We start from the raw sequence: 17,506 nt of genomic DNA on the forward strand, positions 1-17,506 counted from the left end.
GTTCATGCGGTTGCTGCCCGCGCCCAGCGCGCCACGGAGGCCCGCGGTGCCGAACGCGAGCCGCGTCGAGAAGCGGTCGGCGAGCTCCGCCGCCGCTGCCGTGTCGCCGGACTCCGCGCCCTCGATGAGCGCGCGCAGCTCGCTGCGCGTCACGCCGTCCGGGTCCTGCGCCAGCCACGAGTGTGCGCGCGCGAGCACGTCGGCTGCCGCGTCCGCGCCGGTCGGCACCTTGTCCGGTGCCGGCTCCTGTGTGTCCGGGCGGGCGGCCGGCACCTCCGCGCCGCTCACAGTGCGCCGATCACGCGGGCGAGGAGCGAGGAGATGACCGGCTCGGCCTCGCGGCCGGCGTCGAGCACCTCCTGGTGGCTGAGCGGTGTCTTCTGGATGCCGGCGGCCATGTTGGTGATGAGCGAGAAGCCGAGGATCTCCATGCCCGCCTGACGCGCGGCGATCGCCTCGAGCGCCGTCGACATGCCGACGATGTGGCCGCCGATCGCCTTGGCCATCTGCACCTCGGCCGGAGTCTCGTACTGGGGGCCGCGGAACTGGCAGTACACGCCCTCATCGAGGCTGGGGTCGATCGAGCGCGCGAGGTCGCGCAGCCGCAGCGAGTAGAGGTCGGTGAGGTCGATGAACGTCGCGCCCTCGAGCGGCGAATCGCCGGTGAGGTTGATGTGGTCGCTGATCAGCACCGGTCGGCCAGGCGTCCAGGTGTGCTTGATGCCGCCGGCTCCGTTGGTGAGCACCATCGTGCGCGCTCCCGCCGCAGCGGCGGTGCGCACGCTGTGCACCACGCGCCGCACACCGTAGCCCTCGTAGTAGTGGGTGCGGGCGCCGATCACCAGCACGCGGCGGCCCTTGGGCGTGACGACGCTGCGGAGCGTCCCGACGTGACCGCTCAGCGCCGGCGCGCTGAAGCCCGTCACCTGGGTCGCGGGGAAGGTCGCCGTCGTCTCGCCGAGGAGCTCCGCGGCCTTGCCCCAGCCGCTGCCGAGGGTCAGCGCGATGTCGTGACGCTCGACGCGGGTGATGCGGGCGATGTCCTCCGCGGCGGCGGCGGCGACCTCGAAGGGGTCGGCCGTGGGGTCGTCGAGAGGATTGCCGGTGGTGTCTGACATGCCACCACTTTAGGAACCGCCGGGGCGCAGGGCCAGCGGGGGCGGTCCGCCGCGCTTTCGGGAGTGTCGCCGGATGTGTCGTGGTCGGCGCATCCGGCAGGGGAGAATGGAATCCATGTCGATCAGCTTCGAGACCACCCAGAGTGTCGCCATCCTCGGCGGCGGACCCGGAGGCTACGACGCGGCGCTGGCCGCCGCCCAGCTCGGAGCAGAGGTGACGGTGGTCGAGCGCGCGGGCATCGGAGGCTCGGCGGTGATCACCGACGTCGTCCCCTCGAAGTCCCTCATCGCCACAGCCGACGCTGCGGTGGCCATCGCGGGCGCCGGCGATCTCGGCGTGCAGCTGTTCGCGAAGGGCAAGGACGGCAAGCCGCTGAAGCCCGAGATCGCGATCAATCTGAGCGCCGTCAACAAGCGCCTGCTGACCCTGGCCCGGCAGCAGTCCGACGACATGCGCGCATCGCTGGTCGAGGCGGGCGTCCGCATCATCTCCGGGCACGGCCGGCTCGAGGGCGACCACGCGGTCGTCGTGTCGACCGGCCCGGGCGGAACGGACTTCGACCGCATCGAGGCCGACACGCTCGTCGTCTCGACCGGCTCGTCCCCGCGCGAGCTGGCGAGTGCCAAGCCCGACGGTGTCCGCATCCTGACCTGGACACAGCTCTACAACATGAGCGCCCTTCCGGTGCACCTCATCGTCGTGGGCTCGGGCGTGACCGGCGCCGAGTTCGCCGGCGCCTACATGAACCTGGGGGCGAAGGTCACGCTGGTCTCCAGCCGTGACCAGGTGCTGCCGGGGGAGGACAAGGATGCCGCCGCCGTCCTCGAGCGCGTCTTCAAGCGCGGCGGCATGAAGGTGCTGTCGAAGTCGCGGGCCGAGAAGGTCGAGAACACCGGCGACGGCGTCGTCGTGACGATGTCGGATGGCCGCACCGTCGAAGGAAGCCACTGCCTCATGGCCGTCGGCTCCATCCCGAACACCGCGGGCATCGGACTCGAAGAGGCCGGAATCCAGATGACGGAGGCCGGCAACATCCAGGTCAACCGCGTCGCCCGTACCTCCGTGCCGAACATCTACGCCGCCGGGGACTGCACCACCTTCGTGCCGCTCGCATCGGTCGCCTCGATGCAGGGCCGCACCGCCATCTTCCACGCGCTGGGCGACATCGTCATCCCGCTCGAGCGCCGCCGCATCACCTCGAACATCTTCACCGCGCCCGAGATCGCGACGATCGGCTGGCAGGAGAAGGACATCGAGGACGGCCACATCAACGGCGTCGTGCACAAGCTGCCGCTGGCGGCCAACCCGCGCGCCAAGATGATGGGCATCAAGGACGGCTTCGTGAAGATCATCGCCCGGGAGGGCAGCGGCACCGTCATCGGCGGCGTGATCGTCGCCCCCCGTGCGTCGGAGCTCATCTACCCGATCGCGATCGCCGTCGAGCGCCGCCTCACCGTCGACCAGGTCTCGCGCGTGTTCGCGGTCTACCCGTCGCTGTCGGGCAGCATCACCGACGCGGCCCGGGCGATGCACGTCGTCGACCACAACGTCTACGGCGGCTGACCTCGAGCGGTCCCTGAGCCTGTCGATGAGCGGATGCCGCGGCCCGCGGCATCCGTCCTCGCATCGCTAACCGAGCCCGGTGTGGGCGCCCCACAGCTCCGCCGCACGGTCGGCCGCGGCGTCGACGAGGGCGCGCAGCTCGGGGCGGTCGGGCATCGCGAACGAGACGTAGGCTCCGCGTCCGCCCGCGACCGGCCGGCCGTAGGCCTTCACCGCCAGGCTGCCGTCGGGCAGCAGCCGCACGGTCAGGGTCTGCAGCTCGAACTGCTCGCCGCGGCGGGTGTCGTGCCAGCGCAGCTCGGGCGGGATCACGACGTTGACCGCCGCCGCGGTCACGTCGGGAGCGGCGCCTCCGGCCGCTGACGTCTCGGACGGTGGCGGTGTCGCATCCATCCCGCCATCCTGCCGCGGGCCGCTGCCGGAGGGAACTGCCGTCAGGAGATCGTCAGCAGCTGGTGACCGGCCGACACCGTGGTGCCGGGGTTCGCGTTGATCGCGCCGATCACGCCGTCCTTGTGCGCCTGGATCGGCTGCTCCATCTTCATGGCCTCGAGCACGACGACCAGGTCGCCCTTGACGACCTGCTGGCCCTCCTCGACCGCGATCTTGACGATCGTGGCCTGCATCGGCGACTTCACCGCGTCACCCGACGCGCCGGCGACCACGGTCGGGGCGTGCGAGCGCCGCGACGGCGGCACGGCGGCGGGGCGACCGGCGACACCGGGTGCGGCGACCACGCGGTCGGGAAGGCTCACCTCGAGGCGCTTGCCCGCGACCTCGACCACGACGGTGTGGCGCGCTTCGGACGGTGCCGGCGCGTCGAGCTCGCCGTCCCACGGCGGGATGTCGTTCACGAACTCGGTCTCGATCCAGCGCGTGTAGACGCCGAACCGGCCGTCCGCCGCGACGAACGCGGGGTCGCGGACCACGGCGCGGTGGAACGGCAGGACGGTGGGGAGCCCCGACACCTCGAACTCGTCGAGAGCGCGACGCGAGCGCTCGAGCGCTTCGGCGCGGTCGCGGCCGGTGACGATGATCTTGGCGAGCAGCGAGTCGAACGCGCCCGACACGCTGTCGCCGGCGGTGACCCCGGAGTCGAGACGGATGCCGGGGCCGCCGAACGTCTTGAACACGTGGATCGGACCGGGCTGGGGGAGGAAGCCGCGCCCGGGGTCCTCCCCGTTGATGCGGAACTCGATCGAGTGGCCCTCGGGCTTCGGATCGTCGTACCCGAGCTCTCCGCCCTCGGCGAGACGGAACTGCTCGCGCACGAGGTCGATGCCGGTGACCTCCTCCGACACCGGGTGCTCGACCTGGAGGCGCGTGTTGACCTCGAGGAACGAGATCGTGCCGTCGGCGCCGATCAGGAACTCGCAGGTGCCCGCGCCGACGTAGCCGACCTCCTTGAGGATGGCCTTCGACGCGTCGTAGAGGATCCGGTTCTGCTGGTCCGAGAGGAACGGCGCCGGTGCCTCCTCCACCAGCTTCTGGTGGCGGCGCTGCAGCGAGCAGTCGCGCGTCGAGATCACGACGACGTTGCCCGCGGCATCCGCGAGGCACTGCGTCTCGACGTGGCGCGGCTTGTCGAGGTACTTCTCGACGAAGCACTCGCCGCGGCCGAAGGCGCTGATCGCCTCGCGCGTGGCCGACTCGAACATCTCGGGCACTTCGTCGATCGTGCGGGCGACCTTGAGGCCTCGCCCGCCGCCGCCGTACGCCGCCTTGATGGCGATGGGGAGACCCACCTGCTCGGCGAACGCGACGACCTCGTCGGCGCCCGCGACGGGGCCGGGGGTGCCCGGTGCGAGGGGGGCTCCGACCTTCTCCGCCACTGCGCGGGCGGTCACCTTGTCGCCGAGCGCCTCGATCGCCTCGGGCGACGGGCCGATCCAGACCAGTCCGGCCGCGATCACGGCGCGGGCGAAGTCGGCGTTCTCGGCGAGGAACCCGTAGCCCGGGTGGACGGCGTCGGCGCCCGAGCGGCGCGCGACCGAGAGGATCTTGTCGATCGACAGGTAGGTGTCGGCGCTGGTGACGCCCTCGAGCGCGTACGCCTCGTCGGCGAGGCGGGCGTGGAGGGCGTCGCGGTCCTGGTCGGCGTAGACGGCGACGGAGGCCTTCCCCGCATCCCGAGCGGCGCGTATGACGCGTACGGCGATCTCGCCGCGGTTGGCAATGAGAACCTTGGCGATCTGGGGCATGGATGCCAGCCTACCGACGGCATCCCGAGGGCTTTTGACCGGTTCATACAAGAACCGACGAGAAACGTGGGATTCCTACTACAAGCCCCGTCCACCCCGGCGATGCCTGCGCTACAGCGCGACGGGCTCGGTCTCCGATGACCCGAGCGACGGGTCCGTGGTGTTCCACAGTGCCGTCCACTCGACGCCCAGCTCGCGGACCAGCAGGCGCACCGTCGACACTGACATGCCGACGACAGTCGAAGGGTCGCCCTCCACGCGCTCGATGAAGGCGCCGCCCAGACTGTCGACGGTGAACGCTCCGGCCACGTGCAGCGGCTCGCCGGAGGCGACGTACGCCTCGATCTCGGCATCCGTCACGTCCTCGACGAAGGAGACGGATGCCGCGGCCGTCGCATGCACCTCGCGCGGCGCTTCGCCGGGCTCGATGCGCACGACGGCGTGGCCCGAGTGCAGCACGCCGGTGCGGCCGCGCATCGCGCGCCACCGCGCGATCGCGTTCTCGGGGGTGTAGGGCTTGCCGAGCACCTCGCCGTCGAGCTCGAACATCGAGTCACCGCCGATGACGATGCCGTCGAAGTCGGGGATGTCGTCGCGCAGCCGTGCCGCCACGTCCGCGGCCTTCCGGCGAGCGAGCAGGAGCACGTGCTCGTCGGGCGCCAGGGTGCGGCTCTCCGACGCCTCGACCGTCGCGATGACGGCCTCTTCGTCGACGTCCGGGGCGACGGTCAGGGGCCGGATGCCGAACTGTCCCAGCAGCATGAGCCGGGCGGGGGAGGTCGAGGCGAGGCAGACGCGCATGCTCCCACGGTACGCGGCCGAGCCGTAGGCTCGACGGATGAGCGGAACCGGCGACCTCCTCGACCTCGACATCACGGGCGTCGCCCACGGCGGCGTCTTCGTCGCGCGGCACGAGGGGCGGGTCGTGTTCGTGCCCGACACGATTCCGGGGGAGCGCGTCCGCGTGCGTCTCACCGACACGGCGAAGTCGTCGTTCTGGCGGGCCGAGACGCTCGAGGTGCTCGATGCGTCGCCGCACCGGCAGCTGCACGTGTGGCGCCAGGCCGACGTCGACGTGCCGCCCGAGCAGCGTCCCGGCGGGGCCGACTTCGGGCACATCTCTCTCGAGCATCAGCGCCGGCTCAAGCTCGAGGTGCTGCTCGATGCGCTGCACCGGTTCGGCGGCGTCTCCGACGCCACCGCGAGTATCGAGTCGGCGCTTCCGATCCTCGGTGAGTCCACCGACGCGCTCGCCGGCGACCCGGTCGCCGAGGAGACGTTCGACGGCACCGCCTGGCGCACGCGCGTCAGCCTGCACGTGGATGCCGATGGCAATATCGGCCAGTACGCCGCTCGCAGCCACCGGGTCGTGCCGCTCGAGGACCTGCCGCTCGCGACCGCGGAGGTCGAGCAGGCCGCCCTGGAACTCCGTGGCGGCGAGCCCGGGCGCCTGGACCTGGTGCAGCCGGCGGATGGGCGGGTTCGCGTGCTGCCGCGCCCGGAGCGCCGACCGGATGCCGGTGGCCGCCGCGGCAGCGGCCGCCGTGGTCGCCGCGCCCCCGAGGCGGAGACGGTCATCGAGCGCGTCGACGGGCGCGAGTTCCGCGTCGATGCGGGCGGCTTCTGGCAGGTGCACCGTCTCGCCGCCCACTCGCTCACCCGGACGGTGACGGAGGCCCTGCAGAGTCTGCGTGCCGACGGGCCGATCCGTCAGTCCGGTGGGCTCTGGATCGACCCCGAAGCCTCCCACCTCGATCTCTACGGCGGTGTCGGACTGTTCGCCGCGACGCTCGGAACGCTCGGCGGACCTTCGACGCGGGTGACCAGCGTCGAATCCGACCCACGCGCCACGGACCACGCCGGCGAGAACCTGGTCGACTGGGTCGGCGCGCGTGCCGAGACCGGGCGCGTCGACCGGTGGCTGGCGCGGCTGGAGGCCGAGGCATCCGCTATCGAGCGCGAGCGGCTGTCGCGGGGAGTCGTCCTGCTGGACCCGCCCCGCTCCGGGGCAGGACGCGAGGTCGTGGAGCACATCACGGCGCTCGCGCCCGCGACGGTGGTGTACGTGGCGTGCGATCCCGTCGCCCTGGCGCGGGACATCGCCACCTTCCGCGCCGGCGGCTACGACCTCGCCCGCGTCGATGCGCTGGATCTTTTCCCCAACTCGCATCACGTCGAAGCCGTGGCGGTTCTCACCCGCGGGTGACGCACGTGGCTAGGCTGGCCGAATGACACGGGTGGCCTTCATCGACGACCACGAGTCGGTTCGGCTCGGGCTCGAGGCGGCCTGCCTCCGTGCCGAGGCGATGAACGTCGCCTTCTCGGGAAGCACGGTGACGGAGTACGTGGACTGGCGCGCGTTCTCGCGCCACCCCCCGGCAGACGTCGTGGTGCTCGACCTCACGCTCGGCGACGGCACCACGGTGACCGAGAACGTGCGACGCCTGGTGCTCGACGGGTCGAGCGTGATCATCCACAGCGTCGCCGACCGGCCCGCGGCGGTGCGCGAGGCCCTCGCGGCCGGGGCGGCCGGCGTGGTGAGCAAGTCCTCGCCCATCGGCGACGTCATCGCGGCGGTGCGCACCGTGGCGCGGGGCGAGCCGCTCAACAACGTCGAGTGGGCCAGCGCCGTCGAGGGCGACCGTGCCTTCGCCGACGCCCAGCTGTCGGCCCGCGAGCGGGACGTGCTGCGGCTCTACGCCGCCGGCCTGCCGCTGAAGGTCGTCGCCGACCGGCTCGGAGTCGCCTACTCCACGGCGAAGGAGAACATCACGCGCATCCGCGTCAAATACGTCGAGGTCGGGCGCCCCGCGCCAACCAAGATCGACCTGCTGCACCGCGCCGTCGAGGACGGCATCCTCGTCGAACCGTCCGCCGACCCGGGAGACAGCACGCGTGGCCGTTGACGCGCAGACCGGCCTGCTCGACACGGCGTGGGGTCAGATCCCTCACTCCCCGCAGGTCACGGTCGGCATCGGGTCGTTCACGCGATCCCGCGTCGAGCGCATCATCTCGCTCGTCGGCGGCGCCTTCGGCTCGCTGATCCTGGGCCTCCAGGCCTTCCTGACCGCCCTCGGATCGACCGACGAGCGACCCGGCTGGCACGAGGCCCTGATGATCTCGGTGTTCGGCACGCTCGCCGTCATGATCCTCGCGTGCGTCATCGGGCGCGGCGTGCGGGTGGCGGCGGGCGTCTTCGCCCTCGTCTACGTGCTCGCGCTCGTCGCCTGGCCGATCGCCACCGACGGCGTCGTGTCGGCGTCCATCGACGAGCCGTGGATCTGGTACCTCCTGAACGTGGCCACGCTCGCCGCCGTCCTGGCCTTCCCCTTCCCGCTGCAGATCGGATGGACGATCCTCGCGCCCGTCCTCTTCGGCGTGGTCAGGCTCATGCAGGTCGGCTTCGCGAGCGAGTACTGGTTCACCGTCGGTCTCGACGTGTCATTCGCCCTGATCCTGGGCGGCGTCATCCTGACCCTCGGCTGGCTGTTCCGCTCGATGGCGGTGAACGTCGACGAGACGCGCGCTCGCGCGGTCGCCTCGTACGCCCGGGCGGCGGCGGCGGATGCGGCCGAACAGGAGCGCGTCGCCGTCGCCGCGCTGATGCACGACAGCGTGCTGGCTGCGCTCATCGCCGCCGAGCGGGCCAGCACGCCCCGTGAGCGGACGCTGGCCGCGTCGATGGCGCGAGAGGCGCTCACGCGGCTGGCCAACACCGAACAGGACGCGCACGAGGGAACAGACGAGCCGTGGGATGTCGCGGCGCTCGCGGCAGAGATCGACGCCGCGGCCGGTGAGCTCGGCGTGGATGTCGACATCCAGCGCGAGTTCGACGGTGCGGGACCGCCGATCCCCGGCCGGGTGGCGCGCGCGCTGGCGCTCGCCGCCACGCAGGCGGTGGCCAACGCCCTCCAGCACGCCGGGGGAGCGGGGCTCGGTATCGCCGTCATGGAGACGGGTGGGAGGGTGCGCGTCGAAGTGCACGACGCGGGCGAAGGCTTCGACCTCGACGCCGTCCCGGACGACCGGCTGGGCATCCGCGCGTCGATCATGGCCCGGGTCGCCGCGGTCGGCGGTCATGCGGATCTCGAGACCGGCCCGCACGGCACCGTCGTGCGACTCACCTGGCAGGAGTCCACGGCATGATCAGCGTGAAGAACGTGCTGCTCGTGCTGGCCGTGGCCTTCACGGCGTACCTCGCCGCGCGCGGTCTGTCGTGGGCCGGATCGGTTGCGCAGCCGCTCGTCGTCGTTGTCGCGCTGGCGTTCTACCTGGCGACCACGTGGCTCTGCATCTTCTGGGAGCCGGCGTCGACCCGCTCGACACCCGCGACGGATGCAGCGGCGGCCGCGACGGCAGCGGGTACGGAGGGCGATGCGAAGACGCTGGTCGACGGCATCCGTGGTCCTGTGCCGCTCCCCGCGATCGCTCAGATCCTGGCGCTCGCCTGCGCGGTGATCGTGCCCAGCGCGATCTCGGTCGCCGTGGGACCGGCGTCGCGGACCGAGCCGTTCGCGACGTGGTACCTCGGAGGAATCGGCGCGCTCATGACGATCGTCATGGTGCGGCGTCGGCCGTGGACCGCGTGGACCGGCATCGTCGCGCTCACAGTGGCCTCCATGGTCTGGATGGGTCCGCTCAACGCGCTCGCGCTCGGCCTCGTGGGTTCCATCGTGTGGGTGACGTGCGCGCAGCTGCTCGTGTTCTCGATGGACCGGGCCGCGCGCGACACCTCGCGCCTCACGCGGTTGCAGCGCGCCGCCAGCGGGTGGCAGACGTCGCAGGTCGTGCGCCAGCGCGAACGTCGGGTGCAGGTGCAGAAGGCGCTGGCGGTCGCCGGGCCGGTGCTGACGCGCACGGTCGCCCAGGCAGGCCGATTGACCGACGCCGACCGGCTGGAGGCGAGGATCGCCGAGGGCAAGCTCCGAGACGAGATGCGAGGGCCCAGGCTGCTCGACGATGCGGTGCGTGGCGAGCTCGAGCGCGCGCGGCGCCGGGGCGCCAATGTCACGGTTCTCGACGAGGGCGGGCTCGACGGCGTGGACGACGAGCAGCTCGGCGTGATCCGGGGCCAGCTTGCGGACGCACTGCGGTCGGCCGCCTCGGACCGGCTGTATATCCGCACCTCGCCTGATGAGCGGGTCGCGGTCACCGTCGTGGGACGCTCGCCGTCGACGGGCGGACCCAGCGACGAGGACTCCGTCGACCTGTGGCTGGAGATTCCGCACCCGGGCAGGGCCTGAGGAGCGTAGCGCACGACGCCGTCCGGAGTGAGACCGGGGTGCGCCTCGGTCCATGATCCCGGGCGTGCTCGCTCCCCGCCCGGAGGGGGAGGGGATACCAGGCGGGGAACGGGGATCGAAGGAGGCGAGGGGCGGCGAAGCCGCCCGCCCCTCGCCTGCGCGGACGGTTACCCGAAAACCGTCCGCATGGCCGGACCCGAAGCAGCCGCAAAGCGGAGTCGGATCGGCCGAACGCAGAAGCGTTCCAGCGAGTCAAGTATCTCTGGGCTGCAACACGTGTGTCTGTAGGTATTTCGGGGGACAAAACCGTCCGGTCCGTGAGCGAGCGAGGAACGAGCGAGACGAAAGGGCTCGAGGATGTCTCGCGCGTCGGGCGAGGGCGGGCGGTCGCGCTCCGCTCAACGATCCGTGCCGCGGCGCGCACGCGCGCGCATGACTTAGCCGAACCGGCCCCAGCCCAGGTCCCTGTTGAGCGGCTCGCGGAGCGAGCGCTGCGACAGCTCCCACGCGGTGCGGCGCGAGCGATCGTCGGCGACAGCCTCGGCCGCCTCACCCGTGTAGGCCTCGGTGACGACGGCGATCAGTGCCGCGAGCTCCTCCTCGGTGGCGGCGCCGCGCAGGATGTCGATCGTCACGCTGTCGCCCGACGGCTCCGAGTGCTCCGAGCCGGGCAGTGCCTGTCCACCGCCGCCGCCGGGCGGAGTCCGGCCGTCCGCGATGCTCACAGCGGGATGTTCCCGTGCTTCTTGGGCGGCAGGCTGGCACGCTTGCCCCGCAGCGCCCGCAGCGCCTTGGCGATCGACACGCGCGTCTGCGCCGGCTCGATGATGCCGTCGAGCTCGCCGCGCTCGGCGGCGAGGAACGGCGAAGCCACGTTGTAGGTGTACTCGTTGGCCAGGCGGGTGCGCACGGCCGCGACATCCTCTCCCGCCTCTTCTGCCCGCTTGATCTCGCCGCGGTAGAGGATGTTGACCGCCCCCTGGCCGCCCATGACGGCGATCTCGGCGGTCGGCCATGCGAGGTTCACGTCAGCACCCAGCTGCTTGGACCCCATGACGATGTAGGCGCCGCCGTACGCCTTGCGAAGGATGACCGTGACCAGGGGCACGGTCGCCTCGGCGTAGGCGTAGAGCAGCTTCGCGCCGCGTCGGATGACGCCGGTCCACTCCTGGTCGGTTCCCGGCAGGTAGCCCGGCACGTCGACCAGGGTGACGATCGGGATCGAGAACGCGTCGCAGAATCGCACGAAGCGGCTGGCCTTCTCGCCGGCCTCGATGTTCAGCGTGCCCGCCATCTGCGAGGGCTGGTTGGCGATGATGCCGACCGAGCGGCCCTCGATGCGGCCGAAGCCGATGACGATGTTCGGTGCGAACAGCGGCTGCACCTCGAGGAAGTCCTCGGCGTCGACGATGCCGCGGATCACCTGGTGGATGTCGTACGGCTGGTTCGGCGAGTCGGGGATGATCGCGTTCAGCGCGCGGTCGGCATCCGTCGTCTCGAACTCGAAGCCGCTCTCGTAGACGGGCAGCTCCGCCATGTTGTTGTCGGGGAGGAACCCGAGCATCGAGCGCACGTAGTCGATCGCGTCGTCCTCGTCCTCGGCGAGGTAGTGCGCGACGCCCGAGCGGGTGTTGTGCGTGTACGCGCCGCCCAGCTCCTCCATGCCGACGTCCTCGCCGGTCACGGTCTTGATGACGTCGGGACCGGTCACGAACATCTGACTCGTCTTGTCGACCATGACGACGAAGTCGGTGAGGGCGGGGGAGTAGACGGCACCGCCGGCCGCAGGGCCCATGATGATCGAGATCTGCGGGATCACCCCTGACGCACGGGTGTTGAGGCGGAAGATCTCGCCGTACTTGCCGAGGGCGACCACCCCCTCCTGGATGCGGGCGCCGCCGGAGTCCAGGATTCCGACGATGGGGATGCCGGAGCGCAGCGCGAACTCCATGACCTTGATGATCTTCTCGCCGGCGACCTCGCCGAGCGACCCGCCGAACGTCGAGAAGTCCTGCGAGTACACCGCCACCGTGCGGCCGTGGATCGTGCCGACGCCGCTGACGACCGAGTCACCGTAGGGGCGGGAGCGGTCCATGCCGAACGCGGTCGTGCGATGGCGCACGTACTCGTCGAGCTCGACGAAGCTGCCGGTGTCGAGGAGCATCTCGATGCGCTCGCGCGCGGTGCCCTTGCCCTTCGCGTGCTGCTTCTCCTTCGCGACCTCCTCGGGATCGAGGACGGCCTCCTGGAAGCGTGCGCGGAGGTCGGCGATCTTGCCGGCGGTCGTCGAGAGGTCGGGCTGATCGGTCACGGATTCCACCCTATCGGCGGGCTCGGGGGATCTGTTGGAGGGTTCGCACAAGGGGTCGCGGCATCCGCTGTGGGTCCTCGGGGTCCGCAGGCAGCGATGGGCGTAGCGTGAGCAGCATGACGCACTCATCGTCGTACTCGTTGTCTCACTCGCACCCGGGGTTCCCGCTCACCGCCGCCGTGAGCCCGCGCGTGCAGGTCGTGGAGACCACCGACTCCACCAACGCCGATGTCGTGCGCCACGTCGTCGACGCGCCGCACGAATGGCCCCACCTGTCGCTCCTGCTGACCACCGACCAGCGCGCCGGGCGCGGTCGCCTCGATCGCACCTGGGTGACGCCTCCGGGATCCGCGCTCGCCGCCTCGGTTGCCGTCGACGCGGCGGCTATTCCGGCGGCGGCGCGCGGCTGGATCCCGCTCCTGGCAGGCGCGGCCATGACACGTGCGATCGCCGCTCAGCTGGCCGGCAGCGTGCACACTGCCACGCTGAAGTGGCCGAACGATGTGCTCGTCGACGGCGGCAAGATCTGCGGCATCCTCGCCGAAGTCGTGCCTGGGCATCCCGACGTCGTCGTCATCGGATCGGGAGTGAACACGCGGATGCCGCAGGGCGACCTCCCCGTCGACACGGCGACGTCGTTCGCGGTCGTGGGTGTGACGTGCGACGAAGACCGCCTCCTCGCCGACTACCTCAGCGCCCTCGATGAGCAGCTCACGGCGCTCGCCGCTGCAGGAGGGGATGCCGCGGCGTCGGGCGTGCTCGCCGAGGTCGAAGCGCTTTGCAGCACGCTGGGCAGCGAGGTGGCGGTGTCGCTGCCGGACGGCCAGACCCTGTGGGGCCGTGCCCAGCGCATCGACCACGACGGGCGCCTGGTCGTGGAACAGGACGGCGAGTACGAGAGCGTCGTGTCGGCCGGCGACGTCGTCCACGTGAGGCCCCGCCCGTCGGGGTCCTGACGGGGAGGTATCTCGGCCCAACCCTTCGGGTTCGGGGCGCATCGTGAGCATTCGGGGCGCACCGCCTCCGCCCCGCGCGTGCGCGATGCGCCCCAAACCCCCGTCCACCGGGCCTTTGCGCGAGCCTGCATGACGGAAAACGGCGGGTGCACCGCGAACTGTCGGCGGCTCGCCGCACAATGGGTGCATGACGCAGCCGACGAGCTACGGCGGCAGACCGCTCACGCCGGCCCCCGGTGCTCCCACGCCGGAGCTGCTCGTCGCGCGCTTCCGCCCGCACGCCCGGCGGCTCGCCTGGTCGGCGCTGGTGCTCATCGTCGTCGCCGCCGCCTGCGGATACTTCTACGGCAACCTCCCGGCGCCGTTCGAGAATTGGATGCTGCTGGCCGCCGCCGCTGCCGTGGTGCTGCTGCTCGTGCTCCTTCCGTACCTGGCCTGGGCCGGCCACGTGTACACGATCACGACGCGTCGTGTGATGGAGCGTCGCGGGGTGTTCGCCGCGAAGCGACGGGAGCTGGCGCACGTGCGGGGGTACACCCTCAAGGTGCATCGCGGCGTGCTCCAGCGCATGTGGGGTGCCGGCACGATCACCCTCAGCAACGGGGTCGACGAGCCGCTGCGGCTCGCCAACATCCCGAGCGCCGAGCTCGTGCACGAGGCCCTGGTCGATCAGGTCGAGGTCAACCAGATCCTCGCGCATCGCGACGCGCAGCCCCTCCCACCCGGCCCGCCGCCGGCCGTTCCTCCCCGGCCGCCGCTTCCGCAGGCCTGACCCCGGCTCGTCCGTCTCCGCGCGGTGCGGGATGATGGAGGGGTCTTGAGGCAAGAGGGAGATGTGCATGGCGCTGCGAGTCGGAGTCGTCGGAGGGGGCCAGCTGGCCCGCATGATGATCGCGCCGGCGGTCGAGCTCGGTGTCGAGCTGCGCGTGCTCGCCGAGGACGAGGGGATGTCGGCATCCCTCGCCGCCACCGCCGTCGGCGACTACCGTGATGCGGCGACCGTGCTCGCGTTCGCGCGCGACGTCGACGTCGTCACCTTCGACCACGAGCACGTGCCGCAGGACGTCCTGGCGGGCCTCGTGGCCCAAGGCGTCGCGGTTCATCCCGGCCCCGACGCGCTGAGGTTCGCGCAGGACAAGCTGGTCATGCGCGCACGTCTGCAGGAGCTCGGGATGCCGCAGCCCGACTGGGCGGCCGTCACGAACACCGAGGAGCTGCAGGCCTTCATCGACGACCACGGGGGCCGCGCTGTCGTCAAGACGCCGCGCGGCGGGTACGACGGCAAGGGCGTGCGCGTGGTGTCGGCCGGCACCGAGGCCGAGGACTGGTTCGCGACGTTGGCCGAAGACGCCCACGGCGGTGCACTCCTCGTCGAGGAGCTCGTCGACTTCACACGAGAGCTCGCCCAGCAGGTCGCGCGGCGACCCTCCGGGGCGATGAGGGCGTACCCGGTCGTCGAGACGGTGCAGCGCGATGGTGTCTGCGCCGAGGTGATCGCGCCCGCCCCACACTCGAGCGGGCGGCTGCAGGAGGTCGCATCCGGCATCGGCGTGTCGATCGCCGAGGGCTTGGGTGTGACCGGGATGCTGGCGGTCGAGCTCTTCGAGACCACCGACGAACGGCTGCTCGTGAACGAGCTGGCCATGCGTCCGCACAACAGCGGCCACTGGAGCCAGGACGGCGCGGTGACGAGCCAGTTCGAGCAGCACCTGCGCGCCGTGCTCGATCTGCCTCTCGGCGGGACGGAACCGGTCGCGGAGTGGGCCGTCATGGTGAACATCCTGGGCGGACCGACGGAGGACTCGCTCGACGACCGCTTCCCCGCGGCGATGGCGGAGCATCCGCAGGCGAAGGTGCACACGTACGGCAAGACGCCCCGCCCCGGACGCAAGGTCGGTCACGTCAACGTCATCGGCGACGACCTCGACGACGTGGCGTACCGGGCGCGGGCCGCGGCATCCTTCTTCCTGGACTGAACGTCAGCCACGCCTCGACAGGCTCGGCGCCGGGGATCGCAGTGTCGATGGGCTGTCCCACCGGTCTCTGAGCTTGTCGAAGGGTCCGCGCCGTTGCGGGGATCTTCCAGCCTTCGCCCCTACCCTTGACGAGTGACTGCGCCCTCTGCTGATCCGCGGCCCCTCCATTCCTCCGAGGCGCCGCTCGTCGGCGTCGTGATGGGCTCCGATTCCGACTGGCGCGTCATGAGCGATGCCTCCCAGGCGCTCACGGACTTCGGAATTCCGCACGAGGTCGAGGTCGTCTCGGCGCACCGCACTCCCGACAAGCTCCTGCGCTACGGCCGCGAAGCTCGCTCCCGCGGTCTGCGAGCGATCATCGCCGGCGCCGGCGGAGCTGCCCATCTTCCCGGCATGCTGGCCTCGCTCACCGCGCTGCCGGTGATCGGCGTCCCCGTGCAGCTGGCCACCCTTGACGGGATGGACTCGCTGCTGAGCATCGTGCAGATGCCTGCCGGCATCCCGGTCGCCACCGTCTCGATCAACGGCGCCAAGAACGCCGGCCTCCTCGCCGCGCGGATCCTCGGCGCCTCCGACCCGGCCGTCGCGGACCGCATCGAGGCCTACGCCCGCGACCTCGAAGCGCAGGTCGAGCAGAAGAACCGGCGGCTCAAGGAGTCGCTGTGAGCGTCATGAGCCCACCCAGCGCGAAGGCTCGACCGATCAGGCCGAGCGTCGTCGAAGAGCGCCCGATGCGGTATCCGGATGCCTCGTCCCGCGCTGTCATGACCCGCCGCGGTTGGTGGCTGGTCGTGCTGAACTTCCTGATCCCCGGCTCGGCACAGGTGCTCGCCGGCAATCGCCGGCTCGGCCGTTTCGGCATCGGCGCGACGCTCGTGATGTGGGTGCTCCTCGTGATCGCGCTGCTGTTCGCGCTGCTCGCGCCGACCGCCGGACTCAGCATCGTGACGAGCGCGTGGCTGCCCGACTGGCTGGCGCTGCTGCGTCCCCTCCCGCTGCTGCTGGCGCAGGCACTGCTGATCGCATACGCCGTGCTCTGGGCCGTGCTCACGATCGACACGCTGCGGCTCGTGCGTCTCGTGAAGACCGGGCGCGGTGCCCGCTTCGCCATCGCCCTGGTCGCCGTCGGGCTGATGGTGGTCGCCAGCGGCACCGCCGCGTACGCATCGACCGCCGTGGGCGCCGTCCGCAGCACCATCAGCACGATCTTCGGGGCGAGCGGACCCACCGTCGAGCCGTCCGACGGGTACTACAACATCCTGCTGCTGGGCGCCGACAGCGGCGAGGGCCGTGACTCGATGAGATTCGACAGCATCTCGGTCGTGTCGGTCAACGCTCAGACGGGCGCGACCACGATCACCGGCATCCCTCGCGACATGCCCCATTTCCCGTTCGCGGAGGGGCCCATGCAGGACACCTACCCGAACGGACACGACGGGCACGCCGACCCCGACTGCGGGTGGGGGAGCGGCATCAATCAGCTGCGGACCGAGGTCGAGGTCTGCCAGGACGGTGCCACGCTGTATCCGGATGCCGAGGCCAACGGCTCCGAGCCGGGCATCGAGGCGACGAAGGATGCCGCCGAGGGGATCCTCGGCATCGAGATCCCGTACTACGTCTTCGTCGACATGCACGGGTTCGCCGCGCTCGTGGATGCGCTCGGCGGCGTCGACATCAACGTGACCGAGCGTCTGCCGAAGGGTGGACCGCCCGACGGCGTCGACCCCCACGATGTCGACAGCTGGGCGATCGGCTGGATCGAGCCGGGCCAGCAGCACATGGACGGCGACACGGCGCAGTGGTACGCGCGTTCGCGCTACACCACGAGCGACTTCGATCGCATGCGACGCCAGCGCGAGCTGCAGGAGGCGATCCTCGCCCAGTTCACGCCGCAGGTCGTGCTGACGCGGTTCCAGGATGTCGCCACCGCCGGGTCGGACCTGATCAAGACCGATCTGCCGCAGTCGTTCATCCCGACGCTCGTCGACCTCGGCCTGAAGGCCAAGGAGCAGCCGGTGCAGACGATCGAGTTGACGCCCGCGGAGGGGATCGACGAGTTCAATCCCGACTACGCGTACATCGCTGAGCTCATCCAGACGACGCTCCATCCGCCGACCCCGACGCCCGAGGGCTGACC

16 protein-coding genes and 1 pseudogene are annotated in these 17,506 nt (G+C 71.2%); 10 read left to right on the forward strand and 7 right to left on the reverse strand.

All coding sequences use genetic code 11. From position 1 onward, the window contains the following. Both ACI3KY_RS10385 and ACI3KY_RS10390 read right to left on the reverse strand, forming a co-directional pair. Nucleotides 1–228 (reverse strand): annotated as a pseudogene (locus ACI3KY_RS10385) (phospho-sugar mutase); the annotation flags it as partial. Nucleotides 229–284: 56 nt separating this feature from the next. Further along, the gene (locus ACI3KY_RS10390; RefSeq protein WP_404930096.1) at nt 285–1,118 is read right to left on the reverse strand and encodes a purine-nucleoside phosphorylase; all 834 of its coding nucleotides are present in this window, start codon (nt 1,116–1,118) and stop codon (nt 285–287) included. 106 nt (nt 1,119–1,224) lie between these two features. Between ACI3KY_RS10390 and ACI3KY_RS10395 the strand changes: the two genes are divergently transcribed. Continuing rightward, nucleotides 1,225–2,682 carry an NAD(P)H-quinone dehydrogenase gene (locus ACI3KY_RS10395; protein ID WP_404930097.1) on the forward strand — a complete coding sequence of 486 codons (1,458 nt, stop codon included), beginning with the start codon at nt 1,225–1,227 and terminating at the stop codon, nt 2,680–2,682. A 66-nt stretch (nt 2,683–2,748) separates the two neighbouring features. Here the strand turns inward: ACI3KY_RS10395 and ACI3KY_RS10400 are convergent, their stop codons facing one another. From ACI3KY_RS10400 to ACI3KY_RS10410, 3 genes are all read right to left on the reverse strand, one after another. After that, nucleotides 2,749–3,075 carry a hypothetical protein gene (locus ACI3KY_RS10400; RefSeq protein ID WP_404930098.1) on the reverse strand — a complete coding sequence of 109 codons (327 nt, stop codon included), beginning with the start codon at nt 3,073–3,075 and terminating at the stop codon, nt 2,749–2,751. 41 nt (nt 3,076–3,116) lie between these two features. Beyond that, nucleotides 3,117–4,883 (reverse strand): acetyl/propionyl/methylcrotonyl-CoA carboxylase subunit alpha, encoded by a 1,767-nt coding sequence (locus tag ACI3KY_RS10405; RefSeq protein ID WP_404930099.1) that lies wholly within the window; start codon nt 4,881–4,883, stop codon nt 3,117–3,119. A 111-nt stretch (nt 4,884–4,994) separates the two neighbouring features. Then, nucleotides 4,995–5,684, reverse strand: a complete 690-nt coding sequence (locus tag ACI3KY_RS10410; RefSeq protein WP_404930100.1) for a Maf family protein — start codon at nt 5,682–5,684, stop codon at nt 4,995–4,997. Nucleotides 5,685–5,721: 37 nt separating this feature from the next. Between ACI3KY_RS10410 and ACI3KY_RS10415 the strand changes: the two genes are divergently transcribed. From ACI3KY_RS10415 to ACI3KY_RS10430, 4 genes are read left to right on the forward strand one after another with little or no spacing between them, the layout of a single operon-like run. Further along, the gene (locus ACI3KY_RS10415) at nt 5,722–7,089 is read left to right on the forward strand and encodes a class I SAM-dependent RNA methyltransferase (RefSeq protein WP_404930101.1); all 1,368 of its coding nucleotides are present in this window, start codon (nt 5,722–5,724) and stop codon (nt 7,087–7,089) included. Nucleotides 7,090–7,111: 22 nt separating this feature from the next. Further along, complete coding sequence (locus ACI3KY_RS10420) at nt 7,112–7,789, forward strand: response regulator transcription factor (protein WP_404930102.1); 678 nt, start codon at nt 7,112–7,114, stop codon at nt 7,787–7,789. After that, entirely contained in the window at nt 7,779–9,029 is a 1,251-nt protein-coding gene (locus tag ACI3KY_RS10425; RefSeq protein ID WP_404930103.1) for an ATP-binding protein, read from the forward strand. Before ACI3KY_RS10420 ends, ACI3KY_RS10425 begins: the two co-directional genes overlap by 11 nt. Continuing rightward, on the forward strand, nt 9,026–10,126 hold the full coding sequence (locus tag ACI3KY_RS10430) for a hypothetical protein (protein ID WP_404930104.1): 1,101 nt from the start codon (nt 9,026–9,028) through the stop codon (nt 10,124–10,126). Before ACI3KY_RS10425 ends, ACI3KY_RS10430 begins: the two co-directional genes overlap by 4 nt. 437 nt (nt 10,127–10,563) lie before the next feature. On the opposite strand, the gene ACI3KY_RS10435 is transcribed toward ACI3KY_RS10430, so the two are convergent. Beyond that, nucleotides 10,564–10,851: an acyl-CoA carboxylase subunit epsilon gene (locus ACI3KY_RS10435; RefSeq protein WP_404930105.1), complete on the reverse strand. Its 288-nt coding sequence runs from the start codon at nt 10,849–10,851 to the stop codon at nt 10,564–10,566. Then, entirely contained in the window at nt 10,848–12,437 is a 1,590-nt protein-coding gene (locus ACI3KY_RS10440) for an acyl-CoA carboxylase subunit beta (protein ID WP_404930106.1), read from the reverse strand. Before ACI3KY_RS10440 ends, ACI3KY_RS10435 begins: the two co-directional genes overlap by 4 nt. A gap of 116 nt (nt 12,438–12,553) precedes the next feature. Here ACI3KY_RS10440 and ACI3KY_RS10445 point away from each other — a divergent pair, with 116 nt between their 5' ends. The 5 genes from ACI3KY_RS10445 (at nt 12,554) to ACI3KY_RS10465 (ending at nt 17,504) form a co-directional block, all read left to right on the forward strand. Then, on the forward strand, nt 12,554–13,393 hold the full coding sequence (locus ACI3KY_RS10445; RefSeq protein WP_404930107.1) for a biotin--[acetyl-CoA-carboxylase] ligase: 840 nt from the start codon (nt 12,554–12,556) through the stop codon (nt 13,391–13,393). 187 nt (nt 13,394–13,580) lie between these two features. Then, nucleotides 13,581–14,165, forward strand: a complete 585-nt coding sequence (locus ACI3KY_RS10450) for a PH domain-containing protein (RefSeq protein ID WP_404930108.1) — start codon at nt 13,581–13,583, stop codon at nt 14,163–14,165. Between the two features lie 67 nt (nt 14,166–14,232). Next, on the forward strand, nt 14,233–15,369 hold the full coding sequence (locus ACI3KY_RS10455; RefSeq protein WP_404930109.1) for a 5-(carboxyamino)imidazole ribonucleotide synthase: 1,137 nt from the start codon (nt 14,233–14,235) through the stop codon (nt 15,367–15,369). 198 nt (nt 15,370–15,567) lie between these two features. Continuing rightward, the gene (purE, locus tag ACI3KY_RS10460) at nt 15,568–16,035 is read left to right on the forward strand and encodes a 5-(carboxyamino)imidazole ribonucleotide mutase (protein ID WP_404930144.1); all 468 of its coding nucleotides are present in this window, start codon (nt 15,568–15,570) and stop codon (nt 16,033–16,035) included. Further along, the gene (locus tag ACI3KY_RS10465; RefSeq protein ID WP_404930110.1) at nt 16,032–17,504 is read left to right on the forward strand and encodes an LCP family protein; all 1,473 of its coding nucleotides are present in this window, start codon (nt 16,032–16,034) and stop codon (nt 17,502–17,504) included. The genes purE and ACI3KY_RS10465 overlap by 4 nt, the downstream gene beginning before the upstream one ends. Nucleotides 17,505–17,506 lie beyond the last annotated feature (2 nt).

Origin of the sequence: Microbacterium sp. ZW T2_14 (genome assembly GCF_044987405.1) — a bacterium.
Classification (GTDB): domain Bacteria; phylum Actinomycetota; class Actinomycetes; order Actinomycetales; family Microbacteriaceae; genus Microbacterium.